This is a genomic window from Cellulosimicrobium sp. I38E (assembly GCF_001647255.1).
Taxonomy (GTDB): Bacteria; Actinomycetota; Actinomycetes; order Actinomycetales; family Cellulomonadaceae; genus Cellulosimicrobium; species Cellulosimicrobium cellulans_E.
Genome location: NZ_LUAZ01000041.1, coordinates 1 through 17,208, shown reverse-complemented (window position 1 = coordinate 17,208; position 17,208 = coordinate 1). Strand labels below are relative to the sequence as shown.

18 protein-coding genes are annotated in these 17,208 nt (G+C 76.7%); 3 read left to right on the top strand and 15 right to left on the bottom strand.

Translation table 11 applies throughout. The features are described from left to right. Positions 1 to 51: 51 nt before the first annotated feature. The 9 genes from A0J59_RS14145 to A0J59_RS14105 all read right to left on the bottom strand — a co-directional run bounded on the left by A0J59_RS14145 (position 52) and on the right by A0J59_RS14105 (position 6,448). Positions 52 to 603, bottom strand: a complete 552-nt coding sequence (locus A0J59_RS14145; RefSeq protein ID WP_047234408.1) for an NADH-quinone oxidoreductase subunit B family protein — start codon at positions 601 to 603, stop codon at positions 52 to 54. 56 nt (positions 604 to 659) lie between these two features. Beyond that, positions 660 to 1,022 (bottom strand): NADH-quinone oxidoreductase subunit A, encoded by a 363-nt coding sequence (locus A0J59_RS14140; RefSeq protein WP_047234407.1) that lies wholly within the window; start codon positions 1,020 to 1,022, stop codon positions 660 to 662. 106 nt (positions 1,023 to 1,128) lie between these two features. Further along, positions 1,129 to 2,430 (bottom strand): geranylgeranyl reductase family protein, encoded by a 1,302-nt coding sequence (locus A0J59_RS14135; RefSeq protein WP_255365229.1) that lies wholly within the window; start codon positions 2,428 to 2,430, stop codon positions 1,129 to 1,131. Between the two features lie 310 nt (positions 2,431 to 2,740). Beyond that, the gene (locus A0J59_RS14130; protein WP_156533055.1) at positions 2,741 to 3,463 is read right to left on the bottom strand and encodes a hypothetical protein; all 723 of its coding nucleotides are present in this window, start codon (positions 3,461 to 3,463) and stop codon (positions 2,741 to 2,743) included. Then, positions 3,460 to 4,038 carry a signal peptidase I gene (locus tag A0J59_RS14125; RefSeq protein ID WP_064316534.1) on the bottom strand — a complete coding sequence of 193 codons (579 nt, stop codon included), beginning with the start codon at positions 4,036 to 4,038 and terminating at the stop codon, positions 3,460 to 3,462. Before A0J59_RS14125 ends, A0J59_RS14130 begins: the two co-directional genes overlap by 4 nt. Then, positions 4,031 to 4,507 carry a hypothetical protein gene (locus tag A0J59_RS14120; protein WP_064316533.1) on the bottom strand — a complete coding sequence of 159 codons (477 nt, stop codon included), beginning with the start codon at positions 4,505 to 4,507 and terminating at the stop codon, positions 4,031 to 4,033. The genes A0J59_RS14125 and A0J59_RS14120 overlap by 8 nt, the downstream gene beginning before the upstream one ends. Continuing rightward, the gene (locus A0J59_RS14115; RefSeq protein WP_064316532.1) at positions 4,504 to 5,055 is read right to left on the bottom strand and encodes a hypothetical protein; all 552 of its coding nucleotides are present in this window, start codon (positions 5,053 to 5,055) and stop codon (positions 4,504 to 4,506) included. Before A0J59_RS14115 ends, A0J59_RS14120 begins: the two co-directional genes overlap by 4 nt. 10 nt (positions 5,056 to 5,065) lie before the next feature. After that, the gene (locus tag A0J59_RS14110; RefSeq protein ID WP_064316531.1) at positions 5,066 to 5,608 is read right to left on the bottom strand and encodes an alternate-type signal peptide domain-containing protein; all 543 of its coding nucleotides are present in this window, start codon (positions 5,606 to 5,608) and stop codon (positions 5,066 to 5,068) included. A 144-nt stretch (positions 5,609 to 5,752) separates the two neighbouring features. Further along, positions 5,753 to 6,448: a demethylmenaquinone methyltransferase gene (locus A0J59_RS14105; protein ID WP_047234420.1), complete on the bottom strand. Its 696-nt coding sequence runs from the start codon at positions 6,446 to 6,448 to the stop codon at positions 5,753 to 5,755. A gap of 67 nt (positions 6,449 to 6,515) precedes the next feature. Here A0J59_RS14105 and A0J59_RS14100 point away from each other — a divergent pair, with 67 nt between their 5' ends. Then, positions 6,516 to 7,880 carry an isochorismate synthase MenF gene (locus A0J59_RS14100; protein ID WP_053369584.1) on the top strand — a complete coding sequence of 455 codons (1,365 nt, stop codon included), beginning with the start codon at positions 6,516 to 6,518 and terminating at the stop codon, positions 7,878 to 7,880. Between the two features lie 106 nt (positions 7,881 to 7,986). Next, positions 7,987 to 8,523, top strand: a complete 537-nt coding sequence (locus A0J59_RS14095; protein WP_082379557.1) for a GNAT family N-acetyltransferase — start codon at positions 7,987 to 7,989, stop codon at positions 8,521 to 8,523. Between the two features lie 214 nt (positions 8,524 to 8,737). Here A0J59_RS14095 and A0J59_RS14090 read toward each other — a convergent pair whose 3' ends face one another. The 6 genes from A0J59_RS14090 to A0J59_RS14065 all read right to left on the bottom strand — a co-directional run bounded on the left by A0J59_RS14090 (position 8,738) and on the right by A0J59_RS14065 (position 16,091). Then, positions 8,738 to 10,474: a S1C family serine protease gene (locus tag A0J59_RS14090; RefSeq protein ID WP_064316530.1), complete on the bottom strand. Its 1,737-nt coding sequence runs from the start codon at positions 10,472 to 10,474 to the stop codon at positions 8,738 to 8,740. Positions 10,475 to 10,569: 95 nt separating this feature from the next. Next, positions 10,570 to 12,531, bottom strand: coding sequence for a 2-succinyl-5-enolpyruvyl-6-hydroxy-3-cyclohexene-1-carboxylic-acid synthase (gene menD, locus A0J59_RS14085; protein WP_082919049.1), 1,962 nt, complete (start codon positions 12,529 to 12,531; stop codon positions 10,570 to 10,572). Next, positions 12,528 to 13,529: an o-succinylbenzoate synthase gene (locus tag A0J59_RS14080; protein ID WP_053369582.1), complete on the bottom strand. Its 1,002-nt coding sequence runs from the start codon at positions 13,527 to 13,529 to the stop codon at positions 12,528 to 12,530. The genes menD and A0J59_RS14080 overlap by 4 nt, the downstream gene beginning before the upstream one ends. A 52-nt stretch (positions 13,530 to 13,581) precedes the next feature. After that, complete coding sequence (locus A0J59_RS14075; protein WP_064316529.1) at positions 13,582 to 14,187, bottom strand: TetR/AcrR family transcriptional regulator; 606 nt, start codon at positions 14,185 to 14,187, stop codon at positions 13,582 to 13,584. 5 nt (positions 14,188 to 14,192) lie between these two features. Then, positions 14,193 to 14,516 carry a multidrug efflux SMR transporter gene (locus A0J59_RS14070; protein ID WP_053369580.1) on the bottom strand — a complete coding sequence of 108 codons (324 nt, stop codon included), beginning with the start codon at positions 14,514 to 14,516 and terminating at the stop codon, positions 14,193 to 14,195. 75 nt (positions 14,517 to 14,591) lie between these two features. Continuing rightward, complete coding sequence (locus A0J59_RS14065; protein ID WP_220084487.1) at positions 14,592 to 16,091, bottom strand: PLP-dependent aminotransferase family protein; 1,500 nt, start codon at positions 16,089 to 16,091, stop codon at positions 14,592 to 14,594. Between the two features lie 46 nt (positions 16,092 to 16,137). Between A0J59_RS14065 and A0J59_RS14060 the strand changes: the two genes are divergently transcribed. Next, positions 16,138 to 17,160 (top strand): DMT family transporter, encoded by a 1,023-nt coding sequence (locus tag A0J59_RS14060; RefSeq protein WP_064316528.1) that lies wholly within the window; start codon positions 16,138 to 16,140, stop codon positions 17,158 to 17,160. The last annotated feature ends 48 nt before the right edge of the window (positions 17,161 to 17,208 follow it).

The following is a 17,208-nucleotide window of genomic DNA, read 5'->3' as shown; positions in this document are numbered from 1 at the left end:
TGACCTCCTCGGGCTGCGGCACGGGCGTGCCGCCGCCCGTCTTCTCGTCCGTCACCGCAGCAGCCCCTTCATCTGGAACGTGGGCGTCGCCTCGAGCGCCGCCGCCTCGGCGGCGCGCGCCGCCTCCTTGCGGTTCACGCCGAGCGGCTCGTGCTGGATCTGGTCGTGCAGCGCGAGGATCGCGTTGATGAGCATCTCCGGCCGCGGCGGGCAGCCCGGGAGGTAGATGTCCACGGGCACGATGTGGTCGACGCCCTGCACGATCGCGTAGTTGTTGAACATGCCGCCGCTGGACGCGCACACGCCCATCGACAGCACCCACTTGGGCTCGCTCATCTGGTCGTAGACCTGCCGCACGACCGGCGCCATCTTCTGGCTCACGCGCCCGGCCACGATCATGAGGTCCGCCTGGCGCGGGGAGGCCCGGAAGACCTCCATGCCGAAGCGCGAGAGGTCGAACCGCGAGGCGCCGGCGGCCATCATCTCGATCGCGCAGCACGCCAGTCCGAACGTCACGGGCCAGAGCGACGCCTTGCGCAGGTACCCCGCGAGGTCCTCGATCGTGGTCAGCAAGAAGCCCGAGGGAGCTTCCTCGATCCCCATGGTGTTCTCCTAGTTCTCTCGCCGGTGCCCGCTGGCGCGGACGGTCGGTCGCCCGCTCAGTCCCACTCGAGACCACCCCGGCGCCACTCGTAGACGAACGGGACGGTGATGAGCGCGAGGAACGCGAGCATCGCGACGAGGCCGAAGGTCGCGAGCGTCGCGAAGTCGACCGCCCACGGGTAGAGGAAGACGACCTCGATGTCGAAGACGATGAACGTCATGGCGACGAGGTAGTACTTGATCGGGAAGCGCCCGCCGCCGATCGCGTGGGGCGTGGGCTCGATGCCGCACTCGTAGGCGTCGAGCTTGGCGCGGTTGTAGCGCTTGGGGCCGATGACCGCGCTCGCGGCCACGCCGCCGAGAGCCAGCACGGCGGCCACGCCCATGAGGACGAGAAGCGGAACGTACGGGTTGGTCATCGCGTACTCCTCGAGTGGGGGCTCGGGACGGGAACGCCCGAGCGGTGCCCGGGAAGACCTGTGGGTGGTGCGAGTGCCCGCGTCGTTGCGGGCCCACCTCGGGGGCTCATGACGAGGGCACCACCCTCGTCAGCCCCGCGATGACGCGGTCGACCCAGTCGCCGCCGCGGGGCTCGTAGCAGTCGGACAGGAGCTTGAGGACGAACCGCATGACGACCGGGCGCGGGAGCCCGTAGCGCGTGCAGATCCGCATGATCTCGGGGTGCTCGATGAGCTTCACGAAGTACCGGCCGAGCGTGTAGTAGCCACCGAGCTCGCGGCGCATGATCCGCGGGTACGTCTGGAGCGCGCGCTCGCGGCCGCCGTCGGTGAGCCGCACGCGCGACTGGGCGACGACGTCGGCCGTCGCCCGCCCGGCCTGCATCGCGTAGGCGATGCCCTCGCCGTTGAACGGGCTGACCATGCCGCCCGAGTCGCCCACGAGCAGCACGCCGCGCGTGTAGAGCGGGGACCGGTTGAAGCCCATGGGGAGCGCCGCGCCGCGCACGGGGGCGAGCTGGTTCTCCTCGGTGAACTCCCACTCCGCGGGCGCGTTGCGCATCCACGTGGCGAAGAGGTCCTTGTAGTCGACGTTCGCGGCGGACTGGCGCGCCGGCGTCGAGCTCACCGAGCCGAGCCCGACGTTCGCCGTGCCGTCCCCGAGCGAGAAGATCCAGCCGTAGCCGGGCAGCAGGTTGGACTCGCGCGGCTTGCCGTCCCACAGCTCGAGGTGGGACTCCATCCACGGGTCGTCGTGGCGCGGGGTGCGGAAGTACGTGCGGACGGCGACGCCGATCGGGCGGTCCTCGCGCCGCGCGAGGCCGAGCGCGAGCGCGAAGCGCGACGAGACGCCGTCGGCCGCGACGACGACGGGCGCGCGGTAGGTGACCTCGTCGCCCGCGCGCCGACCCTTGTCGTCCACGGGCCGGGCGGTGACGCCGACGACGCGCCCGGTGCGCTCGTCGAGCACGGGGCCCGTGACCGCGGTGCGCTCGAGGAGCTTGGCCCCCGTGCGCTGGGCGTGCTCGGCGAGCGTGCGGTCGAACGAGTGGCGGGCACGGGCCATGCCGTAGCTCGGGTACGACGCGAGGTCGGGCCACGCGAGCTCCCACGAGCGGCCGCTCGCGACGACGCGCAGGCCCTGGTTCCGGATCCAGCCGTCCTCGGCGCGCGTCGGCACGCCCATGCGCACGAGCTCGGCGACCGCGCGCGGCGTCAGGCCGTCGCCGCAGATCTTGTCGCGCGGGAACGACGACTTCTCCAGCAGCAGGACGCTCAGCCCGGCGGCGGCGCAGTAGTGGGCCGCCGCGGAGCCGGCCGGACCCGCGCCCACGACGATGACGTCGGCGTCGTCGAGCCTCGCGCCCACCGTGCTCACCTCACCGTCCGGTCGTCGGGACACCTCGTGGTGGTCCACCGTCACCCGGGTCGGGACACGGCGCACCCACTGTCCTTGTGAAGTCGGTCACAATGGACATCGCCACTCTAGTCACTCCCGGCGCGGGATGTGTAGCAAGGCGACCCTTCCCTGGGAGATCCTGTGACGAAGGTCCTCCCCTGCGACGACTCCCGACCCTGTGGCTCGGGACCGCCGGGCAAGGGGGCCGGAGCGGCGATGGCCTAGCCTCCCCGCGCTGCCCCGGGTCGCGCGGCGAGCTGCCGGCTCGCGTCGCCGCAGGTCAGCGACCTCCGGACGACGCCGCCCGCGTTCGTCCGAGCCGAGCGAGCACCACACCGGCCGCGGCCGCGAGTGCCGCGGCGGTCGCGAGCCACCACCCGTCGACCCCGGTGCGCGCCAGCCCGGGACCGGTCGACGGGGGCTCCTCCCCCGCTGCGGGAGGCGGGGCGGGGTCCGTGACGCCCACGAGGTGCACCGTCTCCAGCACCCCGGAGACCGCGCGGCGCGTGGACGACGGCGCGTCCGCCGACATCGCGACGCTCACCTCGACCCGGCCCGCCTCGCCCGGGTCGAGGACAGGCCCCTCCCAGGTCGCGGTGACCGGTGCGGCGCCGTCCAGCCGGATGTCGAGCCACGCGCCGAGCCCCGTCCGCGGAGCCGTCGGGTCGACGTCGGGCGCGAGGCCGACGAGGGCGCGCGCCGCCGTCGGGCCGTCGTTACGGACCCACAGGTGGCGCGTGACGGTCGTCCCCGGCACGACGAGCGCGTCCGACCCGAAGAGGGACGCCGGGAGCCCGGGTGCCCACGTGGTGCCGTCGACGCTCAGCCGGAGGGCGTCCTCGTCCCCCGTCGCCGGACCCGTCGAGGTGCCCGTCGACGCACGTGTCGACGCGCCGGCCGTCGCCCCGACGGCCACCTGTCCCGGCCCGGCGAGCACGACCGCGAGCAGCACCCCGGCGAGCGCGCGTCGTGCCCTTCGTCCCGGCCCCGGCCCCCTGCTCACGGGGTCACCGCCGTGGGCCTCCGGCGCCGGGAGCGCTCGCGCAGTCCCGCCGCGACCTGCCAGGCGCCCCACCCCAGGAGCGCGGCCGCCGCGACGACGGCGACGGTGCGGCGCGCGTCGCCCGACACCGCGGAGCTCACCCACCCGAGCAGCGGGACCGCGTAGACGACCGTGCCGCGGACCTGCACGGGGCGGACGGGCTCCGGGTCGGGCGCGGCGTTGGCGTCGCCCTGCGTCGTGAGGACCCGCTCGTCGTCGGCCCCGACCCCGACGGCGACGACCCGGTGGGTGACGACCTCGGGCCGGCCCGAGGCGAGCTGGTACGTGACCACGTCGCCCGGCGCGACGCGCTCGACGTCGACCGGCCGCACGACGACCATCGTCCCGGGAGGGTAGGTCGGCCGCATCGACCCGGTGAGCACCGTGTACGGCGTCGCCCCCAGGGCGAGCGGCACGACGACCCCGACGAGCGCGAGCGCGACGGCGCACCCGAGCGCGAGCACGCCGAGCGCCCGGGCGAGCGGCCCCCGCTCTCTCGCTCCGCGCTCGCGGTGCCGACCGCCCCGCTCAGCCACAGGAGACCCCCGACAGACCGGTGCCCGCGACGAGCGCACCGCGTACCGGCACCGCGTTGCCCGGCACCGAGACCCACCCCGAGGAGTGCACGGACTGGACGCTGACCTGCAGGGTCGTACCGCCCAGCAGCAGGTCGAGGATCGACTGCAGGAGCCCGCCGAGCAGCGACTCGGTGATGACGAGCTGCGTCGCCGTGGTCTCGGTGGTCGTCGACTGACCGCCTCCCGCGATCGTGACGCGATAGCGCGCCGGGGCAGGGGCGGGCGCCGTCCACCGCACGGTCGCGCTCCGCGCGAGGTTGGTTCCCGTCGTCGTGCACGTCGTCCCGGTCGGTGCGGGGACCGTCGCCGCCGACACCGTCGTCCACAGCGATCCGCTCGCGGTCCACCACGCCACCGCCGGCCCGCCCACGAGCGCGAGCGCGACGGCCAGCGCCGCGACGACCCGGAGCCGGGCGCCGCGCGTCACGACGGCCTGCTCTCGAGCGTGACCGTCACGGCGACCTGGGCGCTCTGGCCCTGCCAGGAGCCCGGGCTCCCCGCGGGCAGCGTGTAGCGGACGCACACCTGCGTCGTCGCGCCCCGCGCGTAGGTCTGCGGGCTGAGCGTCCCGGCGGCCAGGGCCGTCCCCGTGCAGGTCGTCCCTGGGTAGAACGCGACGGTCGGCCGCACGACGCCGTCGTACGCGACCGCGAGCCGGTAGCGCCACGTCCCGTCGCCCGTGTGGTGGACGGCGATCACGCCGTCGCGCGACTGGCCGGGGGACATGCCCGCGAGGTCGGGGAACGTCTGCCACGACGTCTCGACGCCGAACGAGCCCGACCGCACCTCGGCGCCGCTGACCGTCTGCGACGCCGACCAGGTCGCCCACGCCGCGCCCGCCGAGAGCGGGAGCGCGGCGAGCGCGAGCACGACGGCGGCACGCGCGACGGTCCGGTGGCCGCCCAGGACGCGGCCCGCACCCTGGTCCGGGGCCGGACCGGGCGACCGTGCGCGGCGGGAGCGGACGATGCCCACCGCGGGCCTGTCAGAGGTGCTGCTCGAGCGTGAACGTCAGGCTCGAGAGGTTCACCACGGAGCTCGTCGCGACCTGGTCGGGCGTGGCCGCGTCGAACGTCAGCGTGACGTCGGCGTCGACCGCCGGGTACGCGGCCGTCGACGGCGCGACCTCGTACGTCCCGTCACCATTGGCGGTGGCCCACGCCGGCGGGCCGTCGAGCACGAACGCCACGTCGAGCGCGTCGACGAGCGCCGGGTCGCCCGTGAGCGTGTCCGTGCCCGAGACCGCGAGGGTCGACTGGAGCGAGTCGCCGATCGCGGTCACGGTGATCGGCTGGCTCAGCGCCAGCACGTCGCCCGGGACGATCCGGACCGCCGTCACGTCCGCGACCGTCGTCCCGTTGAGCGTCCAGGCCGCGGTGCCCAGCGCGAGGTCCAGGTCGCCGGAGCTGATGTCCCCCGCCTCGGCGACGGCCTGCGAGTCGGACCACAGCGCGTAGGTCCCGGCCCCTCCGAGGAGGAGGAGCGCCCCCGCCCCGATCGCCAGCGCTCCCTTGGTCAGGCGTTCCATGTCGTGCCCCCGTCGTGCCGCGCGCGGGCCCCCGTTGGCCGCGCTCGTCCCTCGACGGTAGGTCGGGCACGGCGGACCGTCCTGCCCAGCCGTCGGGCGGGCCGGGTGAATTCGGCGTCGGCCGCTGAGACGACGGCGACGGCGTCAGGCGGGTCGCGTGCCCCGGTGGAGCGCGACGATCCCGCCGGAGAGGTTGCGGTAAGCGACCTTCTCCCAGCCCGCGCGGAGCAGGAGCCGGCCGAGCCCGACCTGGTCGGGCCAGGCCGCGATGGACTCCGCGAGGTACTCGTACGAGCCGCCCTCGCGCGTCACCGCGGCGGCGATGCGCGGCAGCGCCTGCACGAGGTACTCCTGGTAGACGACGCGGAACGGGGCCCACGTCGGGGTCGAGAACTCACAGATCACGACCCGTCCGCCCGGGCGGACGACGCGCAGCATCTCGCGCAGCGCGCCCTCGGTGTCGACGACGTTGCGCAGCCCGAACGAGATCGTCACGGCGTCGAACGTGCCGTCCGCGAACGGCAGGCGCGTCGCGTCACCGGCGACGAACGGCAGGTCGGGCCGGCGCTCCTTGCCGACCTGGAGCATGCCGAACGAGAAGTCGCACGGCACGACGCGCACCCCGTCGTCGGCGAACGGCTCGGAGGACGTCCCGGTCCCGGCCGCGAGGTCGAGGACCTTCTCCCCCGGCAGCGCGCCGACCGCACGGACCGTCGCCCGGCGCCAGGCACGGTCCTGGCCGAGCGACAGGAGGTCGTTCGTCAGGTCGTAGCGCGAGGCGATCCCGTCGAACATCGACGCGACCTCGGAGGGCTTCTTGTCCAGGTTGGCACGGGGCATGCCGCCCATGCTTCCACGTCCCCGCACCGCAGGGCGCACCCGCGTGCGCGGCTTACGCTGGGAGGCGATGACTGCAGAACCGTCGGCCACGGCCGCACAGCCCCACCCTCTGGTCGTGAGGACCACCCGGATCCCCGACCTGCCCGGCGGTCTGGACGCCCTCGTCGACCTCCTGCCCGACGCGCGGCCCCTCGCCTGGGTGCGCCGCGGCGACGGGATCGTGGGCTGGGGCGAGGCGCTGCGCCTCGAGACGTGGGGCCCCGGCCGGTTCGCCGACGCGGAGGCCGCGTGGCACGAGACGCTCGCGCGCGCCGTCGTGCGGGACGAGGTGGGGCTGCCCGGGACGGGACCGGTCGCGTTCGGCTCGTTCGCGTTCGACGACTCCGCCCCCGGCGACGACGCCCACGACCCGGTCCGCGCGGGCGGCGTGCTCGTCGTGCCGCGCGTCGTCGTCGGCCGGCGCGACGGGCAGTCGTGGCTCACGACCGTCGACACCGCGGGCTCGCTCTCGTCCTCCCCGACCGACGCGCTGCGCCGTACGCCCCGCGCGCCCGTCACGTCGCCCGGCGAGGTGGCGTGGCACGACGGCGCGCTGCGGGCCGACGACTGGGCGGCCGTCGTGGCGGAGGGGGTCGAGCGCATCCGCTCGGGCGCGCTCGAGAAGGTGGTCCTGGCGCGCGACGTCGTCGCGCACACCGCCGAGCCCGTGGACCCGCGCTGGCTGCTCTCCCGGCTCGCCTCGGCGTACGAGGCGTGCTGGACGTTCTCCGTCGACGGCCTCGTGGGTGCGACGCCCGAGCTCCTGGTCCGCAGCGAGAAGGGGCTCGTCACGTCGCGCGTGCTCGCGGGGACGATCCGCCGCGGCGGGCTGTCCGACGACGAGGCGCTCCTCCGGGCCGCCCAGCTCGCCCGGTCGTCGAAGGACCTCGAGGAGCACGAGTACGCCGTGCGGTCCGTCGCGCAGGCGCTCGCCCCGTTCTGCTCGTCGATGAACGTGCCCGACGCGCCGTTCGTGCTGCACCTGCCGAACGTCATGCACCTCGCGTCGGACGTGACCGCGGTCCTCGCGCGCGGTGCCGTCTCCCCGGGCTCGTCGGGCGGGGCGGCGGGGCCGACGAGCCTCGCGCTCGCCGCGGCCCTGCACCCGTCGGCGGCCGTGTGCGGCACGCCGACGAGCGTCGCGCGCGAGCTGATCCGCGAGATCGAGGGCATGGACCGCGGCCGGTACGCCGGGCCGGTCGGGTGGCTCGGCGCGGACGGCGACGGCGAGTGGGGCATCGCGCTGCGCTCGGCCGAGCTCTCGGCCGCCGACCCCCGGTCGGTGCGGCTGTTCGCGGGGTGCGGGATCGTCGCCGCGTCCGACCCGACGGCGGAGGTCGCCGAGTCGGAGGCGAAGCTCGAGCCGATGCGCTACGCCCTCGGCGGGTCCTGACGGCGCACCGGCCGAGCGCCGGGGTGCCGAACGTCACCCACGCCGACTCCCGACCGCCACCCGGGACGCCCCGACCGGGGCGCGGCCGCGCTGCTAGGTTCGGGAGGTGTCCGAATCCTCCCAGATCTCCGTCTCCCGCCCCAGCGTCCCGTCCGGCGTGCTCGTCCGCCGGGCCGTCGTCGCGGACCGTGACGACGTGTGGCCGCTCGTCCTCGAGCTGCCCCGCCACGACCCCGAGCGCGAGGCGTTCGAACGGTCCTTCGGGCCCCTGCTCGCCGCGCTCGACACGTACTTCGCGGTGGCGGAGCTGCCCGACCGTGGCGTCGTGGGGTATCTGCTCGCGAACCGGCACCTGACCTTCGCGTCCAGCGGCGTCGTCTGCCGGGTCGAGGAGGTCGCCGTCCTCCCGTCGCTCCGACGCCAGGGCATCGGCCGCCTCCTCCTCGAGAGCGCCGAGGAGTGGGCGGCCGAGGTGGGCGCGCGCCGCGTCGGCCTCGCCTCCGGTCTCTCCAAGGAGTTCTACGTCTCCGGCGGCTACGCCGAGACCGCCGGCTTCTTCACCAAGCGCGTGGAGGCGGCGGCCTCGCCCGCCTCGTCGGGCGGCGAGGCGCCGTGGGCGCCGAGCGCCGCGGCCACCGACTGAGCGGTCGCCACCGACGACGAGCGGCCGGCACGGGATCCGTGCCGGCCGCTCGGTGCGGTGCCCCGACCGCAGGGGGACGTCCGCGGTCCGGCCACCCGCCCGCCGCGGTCAGAGGTCGCGGCGGGACGTGGCGCGGGGTGCGGGTCGCGCGTGCCGGCACGACGACCCGCCCCCCGCAGATCGTGGGTGCCCCTCGCGGGGGCGCCCGTCAGGGTCAGCCCTGGCCGCCGAAGAACCAGTCGAACGGGTTCGGCACGTTGCCCGGGTCGGTCGGGTCGGTCTGCTGATCCTGGTCGCCGCCCTGCTCGCCACCCTGGTCACCCTGGCCGGGGAGCTGACCCTGGCCGTCCTGGCCGGGGAGCTGGCCCTGGCCGTCCTGGGACCCCTGGCCCGTGGTCTCGTCGTCCGCGGGGCGCGTCGCGAGCGTCACGTCGAGCTCGGTCGTCTTCCCGTCGCGCACGACGGTCAGCGTGGACTTCGCGCCCGCCGCGCGCTCGCGGACGAACGCGGTGAGCGACTCGGCGCCCCCGACGGCGTGGCCGTCGATCTCGACGATCACGTCACCGGACCGGATGCCGGCCTCGGCGGCCGGCGACCCGTCGGTCACCTCCTGGACCTCGGCGCCCCGGCGCGTGACGCCGTCCGCGGTCGCGGTCGCGTCGGCGAGCGTCACCCCGAGGAACGCGTGCTCGGCGGTGCCGTTCTCGATGAGCTGCTGCCCGATCGACTTCGCGAGGTTCACCGGGATGGCGAACCCGAGCCCGATCGAGCCGGACTGGGTGCCGCCGCCCGAGAGCGTCGCGATCGACGACGTGATGCCGATGACACGACCCTGCGCGTCGAACAGCGGACCACCCGAGTTGCCGGGGTTGATCGCGGCGTCGATCTGGATCGCGTTGGTCACGACGGACGTGCCGCCGTCCTCGCCGGACGCGGACACCGGGCGGTCGACGGCCGACACGATGCCGGTGGTCGCCGTGTTCGCGAGGCCGAGCGGGTTGCCGACCGCGAGGACGGACTCGCCGACGCTCACGTCGTCGGAGTCGCCGAGCGTCGCGGGCTGGAGGTCGTCCGGCGCGTCGACGAGCTGCACGACGGCGAGGTCGGTCGCCGGGTCGAGCCCGACGATCTTCGCCTCGAAGAGGCGCCCGTCGCTGAGCGTCACCTGGACGGTGTCGTTCTCCGCGCCGGACACGACGTGGTTGTTGGTCACGACGTGGCCCTGGTCGTCGATGATGACGCCCGACCCCTCGGCGCCGCCCTGCGAGGTCTGCACCTGGATCGCGACGACCGAGGGAGCGACGGCCTTCGTCACGGCCTCCCAGTCGGGGTTCTGCGACGACGAGTCGGAGACGGGCGCGGCCGTGTTCTCCTGGTGCTGGCCGACGTCCGCGAGCGACGCCGAGTCCTGGTCGGCGCCGAACGCACCGGTGAGGCCGGCCGTGCCGACGCTCGCGAGGACCGCGGCCGCGGCGGCCGCGCTCACGACCGGCACCCACGTGCGCCGGCGCTTCGGGCTGTCCGCCGCGCCCTGCTCGGTCGGGACCGGCGGCGCGGGCGGCGGCCCGAAGCTGCCGGACGGCGCGTGCGGCCCGGCCTGCGCGGGGCGTGCGTACGGGTTGGGCATCGGCATCGCCGCAGTGTGCGCCGTGGGGGCGGGCTGCGGCGTCGAGAGGTGCTGCACGTGCTGCGGCGCGCCGAGCGGCTGCGTCGGGTGCGTCGTCGGGTGCGCCGTGGTCGGCGGGAGCGGCTGGGTCGCGGCGACGGGGGCCAGCGGCTGCGTGGGCGTCCCGGCAGGCGTCTCGGCAGCGACCGACGCGGCACGCTCGGCGGCCGCGGGCGTCGTCGCGGCTGCGGGCGTCGTCGCGGCGGGAGCGGCGGCCGGCGTCGACGCGGGCGCGTCGGGGGCCGGCGTGGTGGGGGTGGGCTCCGTGCCCGGGGTGTTCGTCATGGTGGGCCTCCTCGGTTCTGCCCACTACTTCACACCGCCGCGCTTGAACGAGGCTTGAACGAGCCTGGGAGTTCGCTGCGAGTTTTGACGCGTCGTCAGCGGTCCGCCACGAGCGTCGCGCGGACGGCGTCACGCACCCGCTCCCCCAGGCGCAGGCCGGCCTGCCGCCGCCCGGCCCGGGGAACGCGCACCTCCAGCACCTGGACGCCGTGGCTCGGGGCCGCGAGCGCGTGCCGCAGCGAGGGGACGTCCTGCACGAGCTGGTGGTCCACGCCGTACCCGGCGCAGAGCTGGGCGAGGTTCGCCCCGTGCGGGGTCGCGAAGACCCGCTCGAACGTGCGCCCCGCCGCCTCGGACGTCTCCCCGAGCCCGCCCGGCTCGAGACCGGCGAAGATCGAGCCGCCGTCGTCGTTCACGACGACGAGCTGGAGGTCGACGTGCGGCTCGTGCGGACCGCGCAGCAGGCCGCCCGCGTCGTGGAGGAACGTGAGGTCGCCGAGCAGCGCGCGCGTGCGCCGGTGCGGGCGGGCGGTGGCCACCGCCGCGCCGAGCGCGGTGGACACGGTGCCGTCGATCCCGGCGAGGCCGCGGTTCGCGAGGACGCGCGGCGCGTCGGCGTCGAGGCCGAGCACGAGGGCCAGGTCGCGCACGGGGTTGGAGGAGCCCACCACCAGCAGGTCGTCCGGCCCGCACGATCCGACGACGGCGCGCACGACGCTCGGGCCGTCGGTCAGCGTCCCGTCGGTCGCCCCGGCGACGACCTCCACGGCCGCTGCGGACGCCGCGCGCCAGCGCGCGAGCCACCCCCGGTCGGTCGCGTGGCCCGAGGTCGGCCCGGGCGCGGGCCCTGACGGGTCCGGGACGCCCGGGCGCGGGTCGAGCCACCGCTCGGGTACCGCCGTCAGGACCGTCGACGCGTTGCGCGCGGCGTCGGGCCACGGGCCGGCGCCCGGCGCGACGACGCTCACCTCGACGTCGGGACGCCCGAGCAGGCGCTGCACGGGCCGAGAGAGCGTCGGCCGGCCGAGCACGACGACGTGCTCCACGCCGTCCACGAGCTCGTCCACCCCGAGCACGAGCGCGTGCGCGACGACCAAGTTCGGGCCGCCGGCCGCCCCCGACGACGGCTCCGCGAGCAGGGGCCAGCCGCGCGCCTCGGCGAGGTCGCGCGCGACGCGGCCCGCCCCGTCGCCCGCGACGACGACGGTCCGCGCGCCGGGGGCGGGCACCGCGACAGCCGCGACCGGAGCGCCGAGGAGCGCGGTGCCGTCGTGCGGCTCGGAGCCCGACGGCACGGGCGGCACCGCGGAGGGCAGCACGACGGCCGAGCGGACACCGCGCGGGTCGGGACCCGGCGTGGCGAGCGCGTCGATGCCGGCCGCGACACCGGGGACGAGGGGTTCGCGGTACGCGAGGTCGAGGTGGACCGGGCCGGGGTGCCCCGAGCGCGCGCCGACCGCCTCGGCGAGCGCACGCGTCGCGACGGCGAGGAGGTCGCGCACCTCGCCCGGGCGGCCGTCGGGAGCGGGGACGTCCGCGGCGAACCGCACCGCCGCGCCGAAGATCCCGGCCTGGTGCGTCGTCTGGTTCGCGCCCGTGCCGCGCAGCTCGTGCGGTCGGTCGGCGGTGAGGAGCACGAGCGGGACGCCCGCGTGGTGCGCCTCGAGCACCGCGGGGTGGAGGTTCGCGACGGCCGTCCCGGACGTCGTGACGACCGCGACGGGCCGGGGCAGCGCGACGCCGCCGTGCACGACCGGCCCCGCGCCGCGCGAGAGGCCGACGGCGAGGAAGCCGGCCGCGCGCTCGTCGACCCGGACGTGCAGCGTGAGGTGCCCGAGGTCCGACGCGGCCGCGAGCGCGTAGGCGAGCGGCGCGCTGCGCGACCCTGGCGCGAGGACGACGTCCGCGACACCCTCGTGCAGCAGCCGGTGCACGAGCGCGAACGCGCTGCGCACCGCGGGCGGCTGCGCGTCCAGGCCGTCGAGCAGAGCGTCGAGGTCCGAGCCGCCGGGCGGCGTCCCGGCGCCCGGGCCGGGCGGGGTCCCGAGCGCGCTCATCGCGCACCTCCCGCGAGCACCAGGCCCGAGACACGGTCGAGCCGTTCGCGCCAGCGGCGGTCGGTCTCGTCGTCGGGCGCGGTGGCCGCGAGCGCCGCGGCGGAGGGCTCGGGGCGGACGACGGGCAGCGCGCCGTCGACGGGCACGAGCGGCGGGTCGGCCACGTCGGCGACGAAGAGGTTCACGGTCGCGAGCCCGCACGCGTAGGGCAGCTCGGGGAGCGCGGCCGCGAGCGCGACGCCCGCGGCGATGCCCACGGACGACTCGAGTGCGGACGACACGACGACGGGCAGGCCGACCTGCTCGGCGAGGTCGAGGCACGCGCGCACGCCGCCGAGCGGCTGCACCTTGAGCACCACGACGTCCGCGGCGTCGGCGCGCACCACCGCGAGCGGGTCCGCGGCCCGGCGGATCGACTCGTCGGCGGCGACCGGCACCGCGGTGTCGCCCCGCTGCCCGCGCCGCACGGCGGCGAGCCCCGCGACGTCGGCGCACGGCTGCTCGACGTACTCGAGCCCGCCCGCCGCGCGGTCGAGCGCAGGGAGCCGGCGCAGCGCCTCGTCCACGTCCCACGCCCCGTTGGCGTCGACGCGCACGCGCCCACCCGGGCCGAGCGCGTCGCGCACGGCCTCGAGGCGCGCGACCTCGGCGTCGAGGGGTTCGAGCGCGCCGTCGGGCCGGCGCTGCGCGACCTTGACCTTCGCGGTGCGGCACCCCCCGGACGCGGCGACGAGCTCGCGCGCGCGGTCGGGCCCGACGGCCGGCACGGTGACGTTGACGGGGACGCGGTCGCGGACGGCGCCCGGCCAGCCCTGGTGCGCGGCCTCGTGCGCCGCGCGCCACCAGGGCGCGGACTCCGCGTCGTCGTAGTCCCAGAACGGGGAGAACTCGCCCCACCCGGCCTCCCCGCGCAGCAGCACGCCGTCGCGTGCGTCGAGCCCGCGGAACCGCGTGGTCAGGGGGGTGCGGTAGACGACGGTCTCGAGAGGGTCGGGCACGCGTTCCAGGCTAGGCCACCGCGGCCAGTCCCACGTCGCCGGCGCTGGGCCGTCAGATCGCGCGCGAGCGGCCCACGAGCTCGCCGACGAGCTGCACGGCGAGCGCGCGCACGTCGCGCCCCTCGCTCAGCGCGCTCACCGCGGCGCCGTCCACCACGGCGATGAGCAGCGCGGGCGGAACGCCCGCGAGGCCGCGCACCGCGAGGAGCTGCCCGACGGCGTCGTCGAGGCCCTGCCGGCCCTCGCCGTAGGCCCGGGCGAGCGCGGGATAGCGGCCCGCACCCACGAGGTGCTCGTAGAAGCCGCGCAGCTCGCTCTCGCCCCCGGGCGGCAGGACCGCGTCGACGAGCACGTGCGCGTCCTCGCGCGCGCGGTCACCACCTCGCGCGGCTCGCTCGGCCGCGCCGCGCGCGTGGGCCGCCCACCCGGCGACGACGACCTCGCCGGCCGCGCCGATGAGGTCGTCGAGGCCGGTGAAGTAGTACGTCGTGGCGGCGAGCGGGACGTCGGCCCGGGACGCGACGGCGCGGTGGGTCACCGATGCCGGGCCCTCCTGGAGGATGAGGTCCGCGGCGGCGCGGACGATCGCGTCACGGCGCGCTACCCCGCGCGCCTGGCGGCGCGGTGCGGGCCGCGGGTCGACGGTCTCGGTCGGCATGGGTGTCAGTGCCCTCCCCCGGAGAGGTTGAGCCCGACGACCCCCGCGACGATCAGCACGAGGGAGATCACCTTGAGGACCGTGACGGGCTCGTCGAACAGGACGACGGCGAGGACGGCGGTGAGCGAGGCACCGATCCCTACCCAGACACCGTAGGCCACGCCGACGGGCAAGGACTTCAGGGCGATGCTCAGGCCGACCATGCTCAGGACGAGCATGACGACGAACGCGACGCTCGGCCAGAGCTTGGTGAAGCCGTGCGACGCCTTGAGGCTCAGGGCCCAGCCGGCCTCGAGCATGCCAGAGAGGATGAGGACGATCCATGCCATGGGGAGACTCCCTCGGGTCGACGCACCGGGTGGCAGGGCCCGCCGTCGTGCGCAGAACTGGTACTAACGTACCAGTTATCGGCCACGGGTCAAGGCCGCAGCCCGCAGCACGTCCGCGACGACCCCGACGCCGCCGTCGCGCACGCGTGCGGTGCCGACCACCACCCCCGCCTCGCGGCGGTCCACCCCCGTCCCGCTGAGGGGCTCGGCCGGCACCCCGACCGCGTGCAGACCGTCGACCGCGGCGCGCTCGGCCGCCGCCCCGGGCAGCGGCACGACGAGGTGCAGCCCGGCGGCGACCCCGCCCACCTCCACCCCCGGCAGGGCGCGTGCGAGCGCGTCGAGCAGCAGGCGCCGCCGCCGCTGGTACACGAGCCGGGCCCGGCGCAGGTGCCGCTGGTAGGCGCCCGATCCCAGCAGCGCCGCGAGCGCCGCCTGCTCGGGCACCGAGGTCCCGAGGTCCGCGTGCCGCTTCGCCTCCACCAGCGGCCCGACGACGCGCGGCGGCGCCACGACCCAGCCGAGCCGCAGCGCGGGCGAGAGCAGCTTGGACACCGAGCCGAGCAGCACCACGCGCTCGGGGTCCAGGGCCTGCACGGAGGCCACCGGCTGCCGGTCGTACCGCAGCTCGGCGTCATAGTCGTCCTCGAGCACGAGGCGGTCCCCCGCGGCCGCCCACGCGAGCAGCGCGCGCCGTCGCGCGGGCCCGAGGACGACCGCGAGCGGGAACTGGTGGGCGGGCGTCACGAGGACGGCGCGCGCGTCGTCGGGCAGCAGGTCCGTGCGCAGGCCGTCGGCGTCCACGGGCACGCCGACCGTCCGCAGGCCGGCGTCGTGCAGCAGCTCGAGCGCCCCGCGCGACGACGGGTCCTCGACGGCCACCGCCACCCGCCCCGTGGGGCCGGGGCCCGCGACCCTTCCCGTGGCGAGCAGCCGGGCGAGGAGGGAGAGCGCCTGCGCGACCCCGCTCACCACGACCACGTCGTCCGCCGCGACGTGAGCCCCCCGCGCGCGCCGCAGGTGGACCGCGAGCGCCTCGCGCAGCGCCGGCAGCCCCTGCGGGTCGGGATAGCCCAGGTCCGCGTCGGCGAGGCCCCGCACGCCGTCGCGCACGGCGCGCGCCCACGCGGCGCGGGGGAAGAGCGCGGGGTCGGGCGTGCCGACGCTCACGGGCCGTGCCCCGGGCACCAGGTCACGCCCGGCGCCAGACCCGGTACCGGGCTCGACGCCGGGTGCCGCACCGGTCGGGCGGGGCGCCGCCGCACCCGCACCGCCCGACGGCGGCGCGGGCAGCGCCGCGACGACCACCCCCGAGCGGGGCCGGGACACGAGCAACCCCTCGCCGACGAGCACGTCGACGGCGGTGGTCACGGTGCCGCGCGAGACGCCGAGCGCCGCCGCCGCGTCGCGGCTCGAGGGGAGCACGGCGCCCGCCTCGAGCCGGCCGTCCACCACGGCCGCGCGCAGACCGGCGTGGAGCCACCGGCCGACGTCACGGCCCGGTCGCGGCCCGAGGGCGAGCAGCAGCGCGTCGGGCTCGATCCGGGTCGCCATCTGGCCCAGTGAACCAGGCACGATCTGGACCTGCACCCTGGTCCAGACCCGACCCTACGGTCGGCGCATGGCCCTCGCCCCCCGCCCCTCCCACGGCGCCCCGTCCGACGACGGCGGCCGTGCGCCCGACCGCCCCGACCCGGCGCGGTCCGGCGACCTCCGGTGCGCCCTCGGCATGATGATCGTCGGCTCGTCGTTCGTCGCGTCCGCCGCCCTCGCCGACTTCCCGGTCCTCGGCGGGCAGGCCGCGCGCTACGCCGTCGCGGCGCTCGTCCTGCTCGCCGTCCTCGCCGCGCGGCGCGTGCCGTGGGTCCTGCCGTCGCCGCGCGCGCTGCTGCGCCTGACCGCGCTCGCGGCGACCGGTCTCGTGGGGTTCAGCGTCCTCGTCGTCGAGAGCGCGGGCCGCGCGGACCCCTCGCTCGTCGGGGCGGTCGTCGGCGCCTCGCCCGTCGTGCTCGCCGCGGCCGCCGCGCTCCGGGCACGCCGCGTCGCGGTCCGGACGCTCGCGGCGGCGGTCGTGGTGACGGCCGGCGTCGTGGTCGTCGAGGGCGGCGGCTCCGGGGACCCGGTCGGCGTCGCGCTCGCGCTCGGGGCGCTCGCGTGCGAGGTGTGCTTCTCGCTGCTCGCCGTGCCGCTCCTGCCGACGCTCGGCGCGCTGCGCGTCTCCGCGTACGCGTGCGTCCTGGCCGTCCCCCAGCTCGCCGTGCTCGGCCTCGTCCGGCAGCGCGTCACCGGGCAGCCGTTCCTCGCCGTGCCCGACGCCGCCGAGCTCGCCGCGCTCGCCTACCTCGCCGTCGTCGTCACGGCCGTGGCGTTCCTGCTCTGGTACTCCGGGCTGGCCGCGATCGGCCCCGCGCGGGCCGGCCTGTTCGCGGGCCTCCTGCCCGTCGCGGCGCTCGCGACCTCGGTCGCCCTCGGGTTCGAGGCGCTCGACGCCCGCTCCCTGGTCGGGACGCTCGTCGTCGGCGCCGGCCTCGTCCTCGGCCTCGCGGCGCCGCGGCGTGACGGCACCGCCCCGGCGTCCGAGCCCCACGCCGACGAGCGGGCCCCCGCGCCGGGCGCGTCCCTCGCCCCGCAGCGGCTACCGTGACGACCGTGAGCAGCACCGAACCCACCCCCGCCGTGCCCGCCGACGACC

Coding starts and splice junctions, on each gene's coding strand:
- A0J59_RS14075 (WP_064316529.1), bottom strand. CDS start 14,187: ATGCCGACCGAGACCGTCGACCCGCGGCCCGCACCGCGCCGCCAGGCG.
- A0J59_RS14090 (WP_064316530.1), bottom strand. CDS start 10,474: ATGACGAACACCCCGGGCACGGAGCCCACCCCCACCACGCCGGCCCCC.
- A0J59_RS14100 (WP_053369584.1), top strand. CDS start 6,516: ATGACTGCAGAACCGTCGGCCACGGCCGCACAGCCCCACCCTCTGGTC.
- A0J59_RS14140 (WP_047234407.1), bottom strand. CDS start 1,022: ATGACCAACCCGTACGTTCCGCTTCTCGTCCTCATGGGCGTGGCCGCC.
- A0J59_RS14145 (WP_047234408.1), bottom strand. CDS start 603: ATGGGGATCGAGGAAGCTCCCTCGGGCTTCTTGCTGACCACGATCGAG.
- A0J59_RS14110 (WP_064316531.1), bottom strand. CDS start 5,608: ATGGAACGCCTGACCAAGGGAGCGCTGGCGATCGGGGCGGGGGCGCTC.
- A0J59_RS14060 (WP_064316528.1), top strand. CDS start 16,138: ATGGCCCTCGCCCCCCGCCCCTCCCACGGCGCCCCGTCCGACGACGGC.
- A0J59_RS14070 (WP_053369580.1), bottom strand. CDS start 14,516: ATGGCATGGATCGTCCTCATCCTCTCTGGCATGCTCGAGGCCGGCTGG.
- menD (WP_082919049.1), bottom strand. CDS start 12,531: ATGAGCGCGCTCGGGACCCCGCCCGGCCCGGGCGCCGGGACGCCGCCC.
- A0J59_RS14105 (WP_047234420.1), bottom strand. CDS start 6,448: ATGCCCCGTGCCAACCTGGACAAGAAGCCCTCCGAGGTCGCGTCGATG.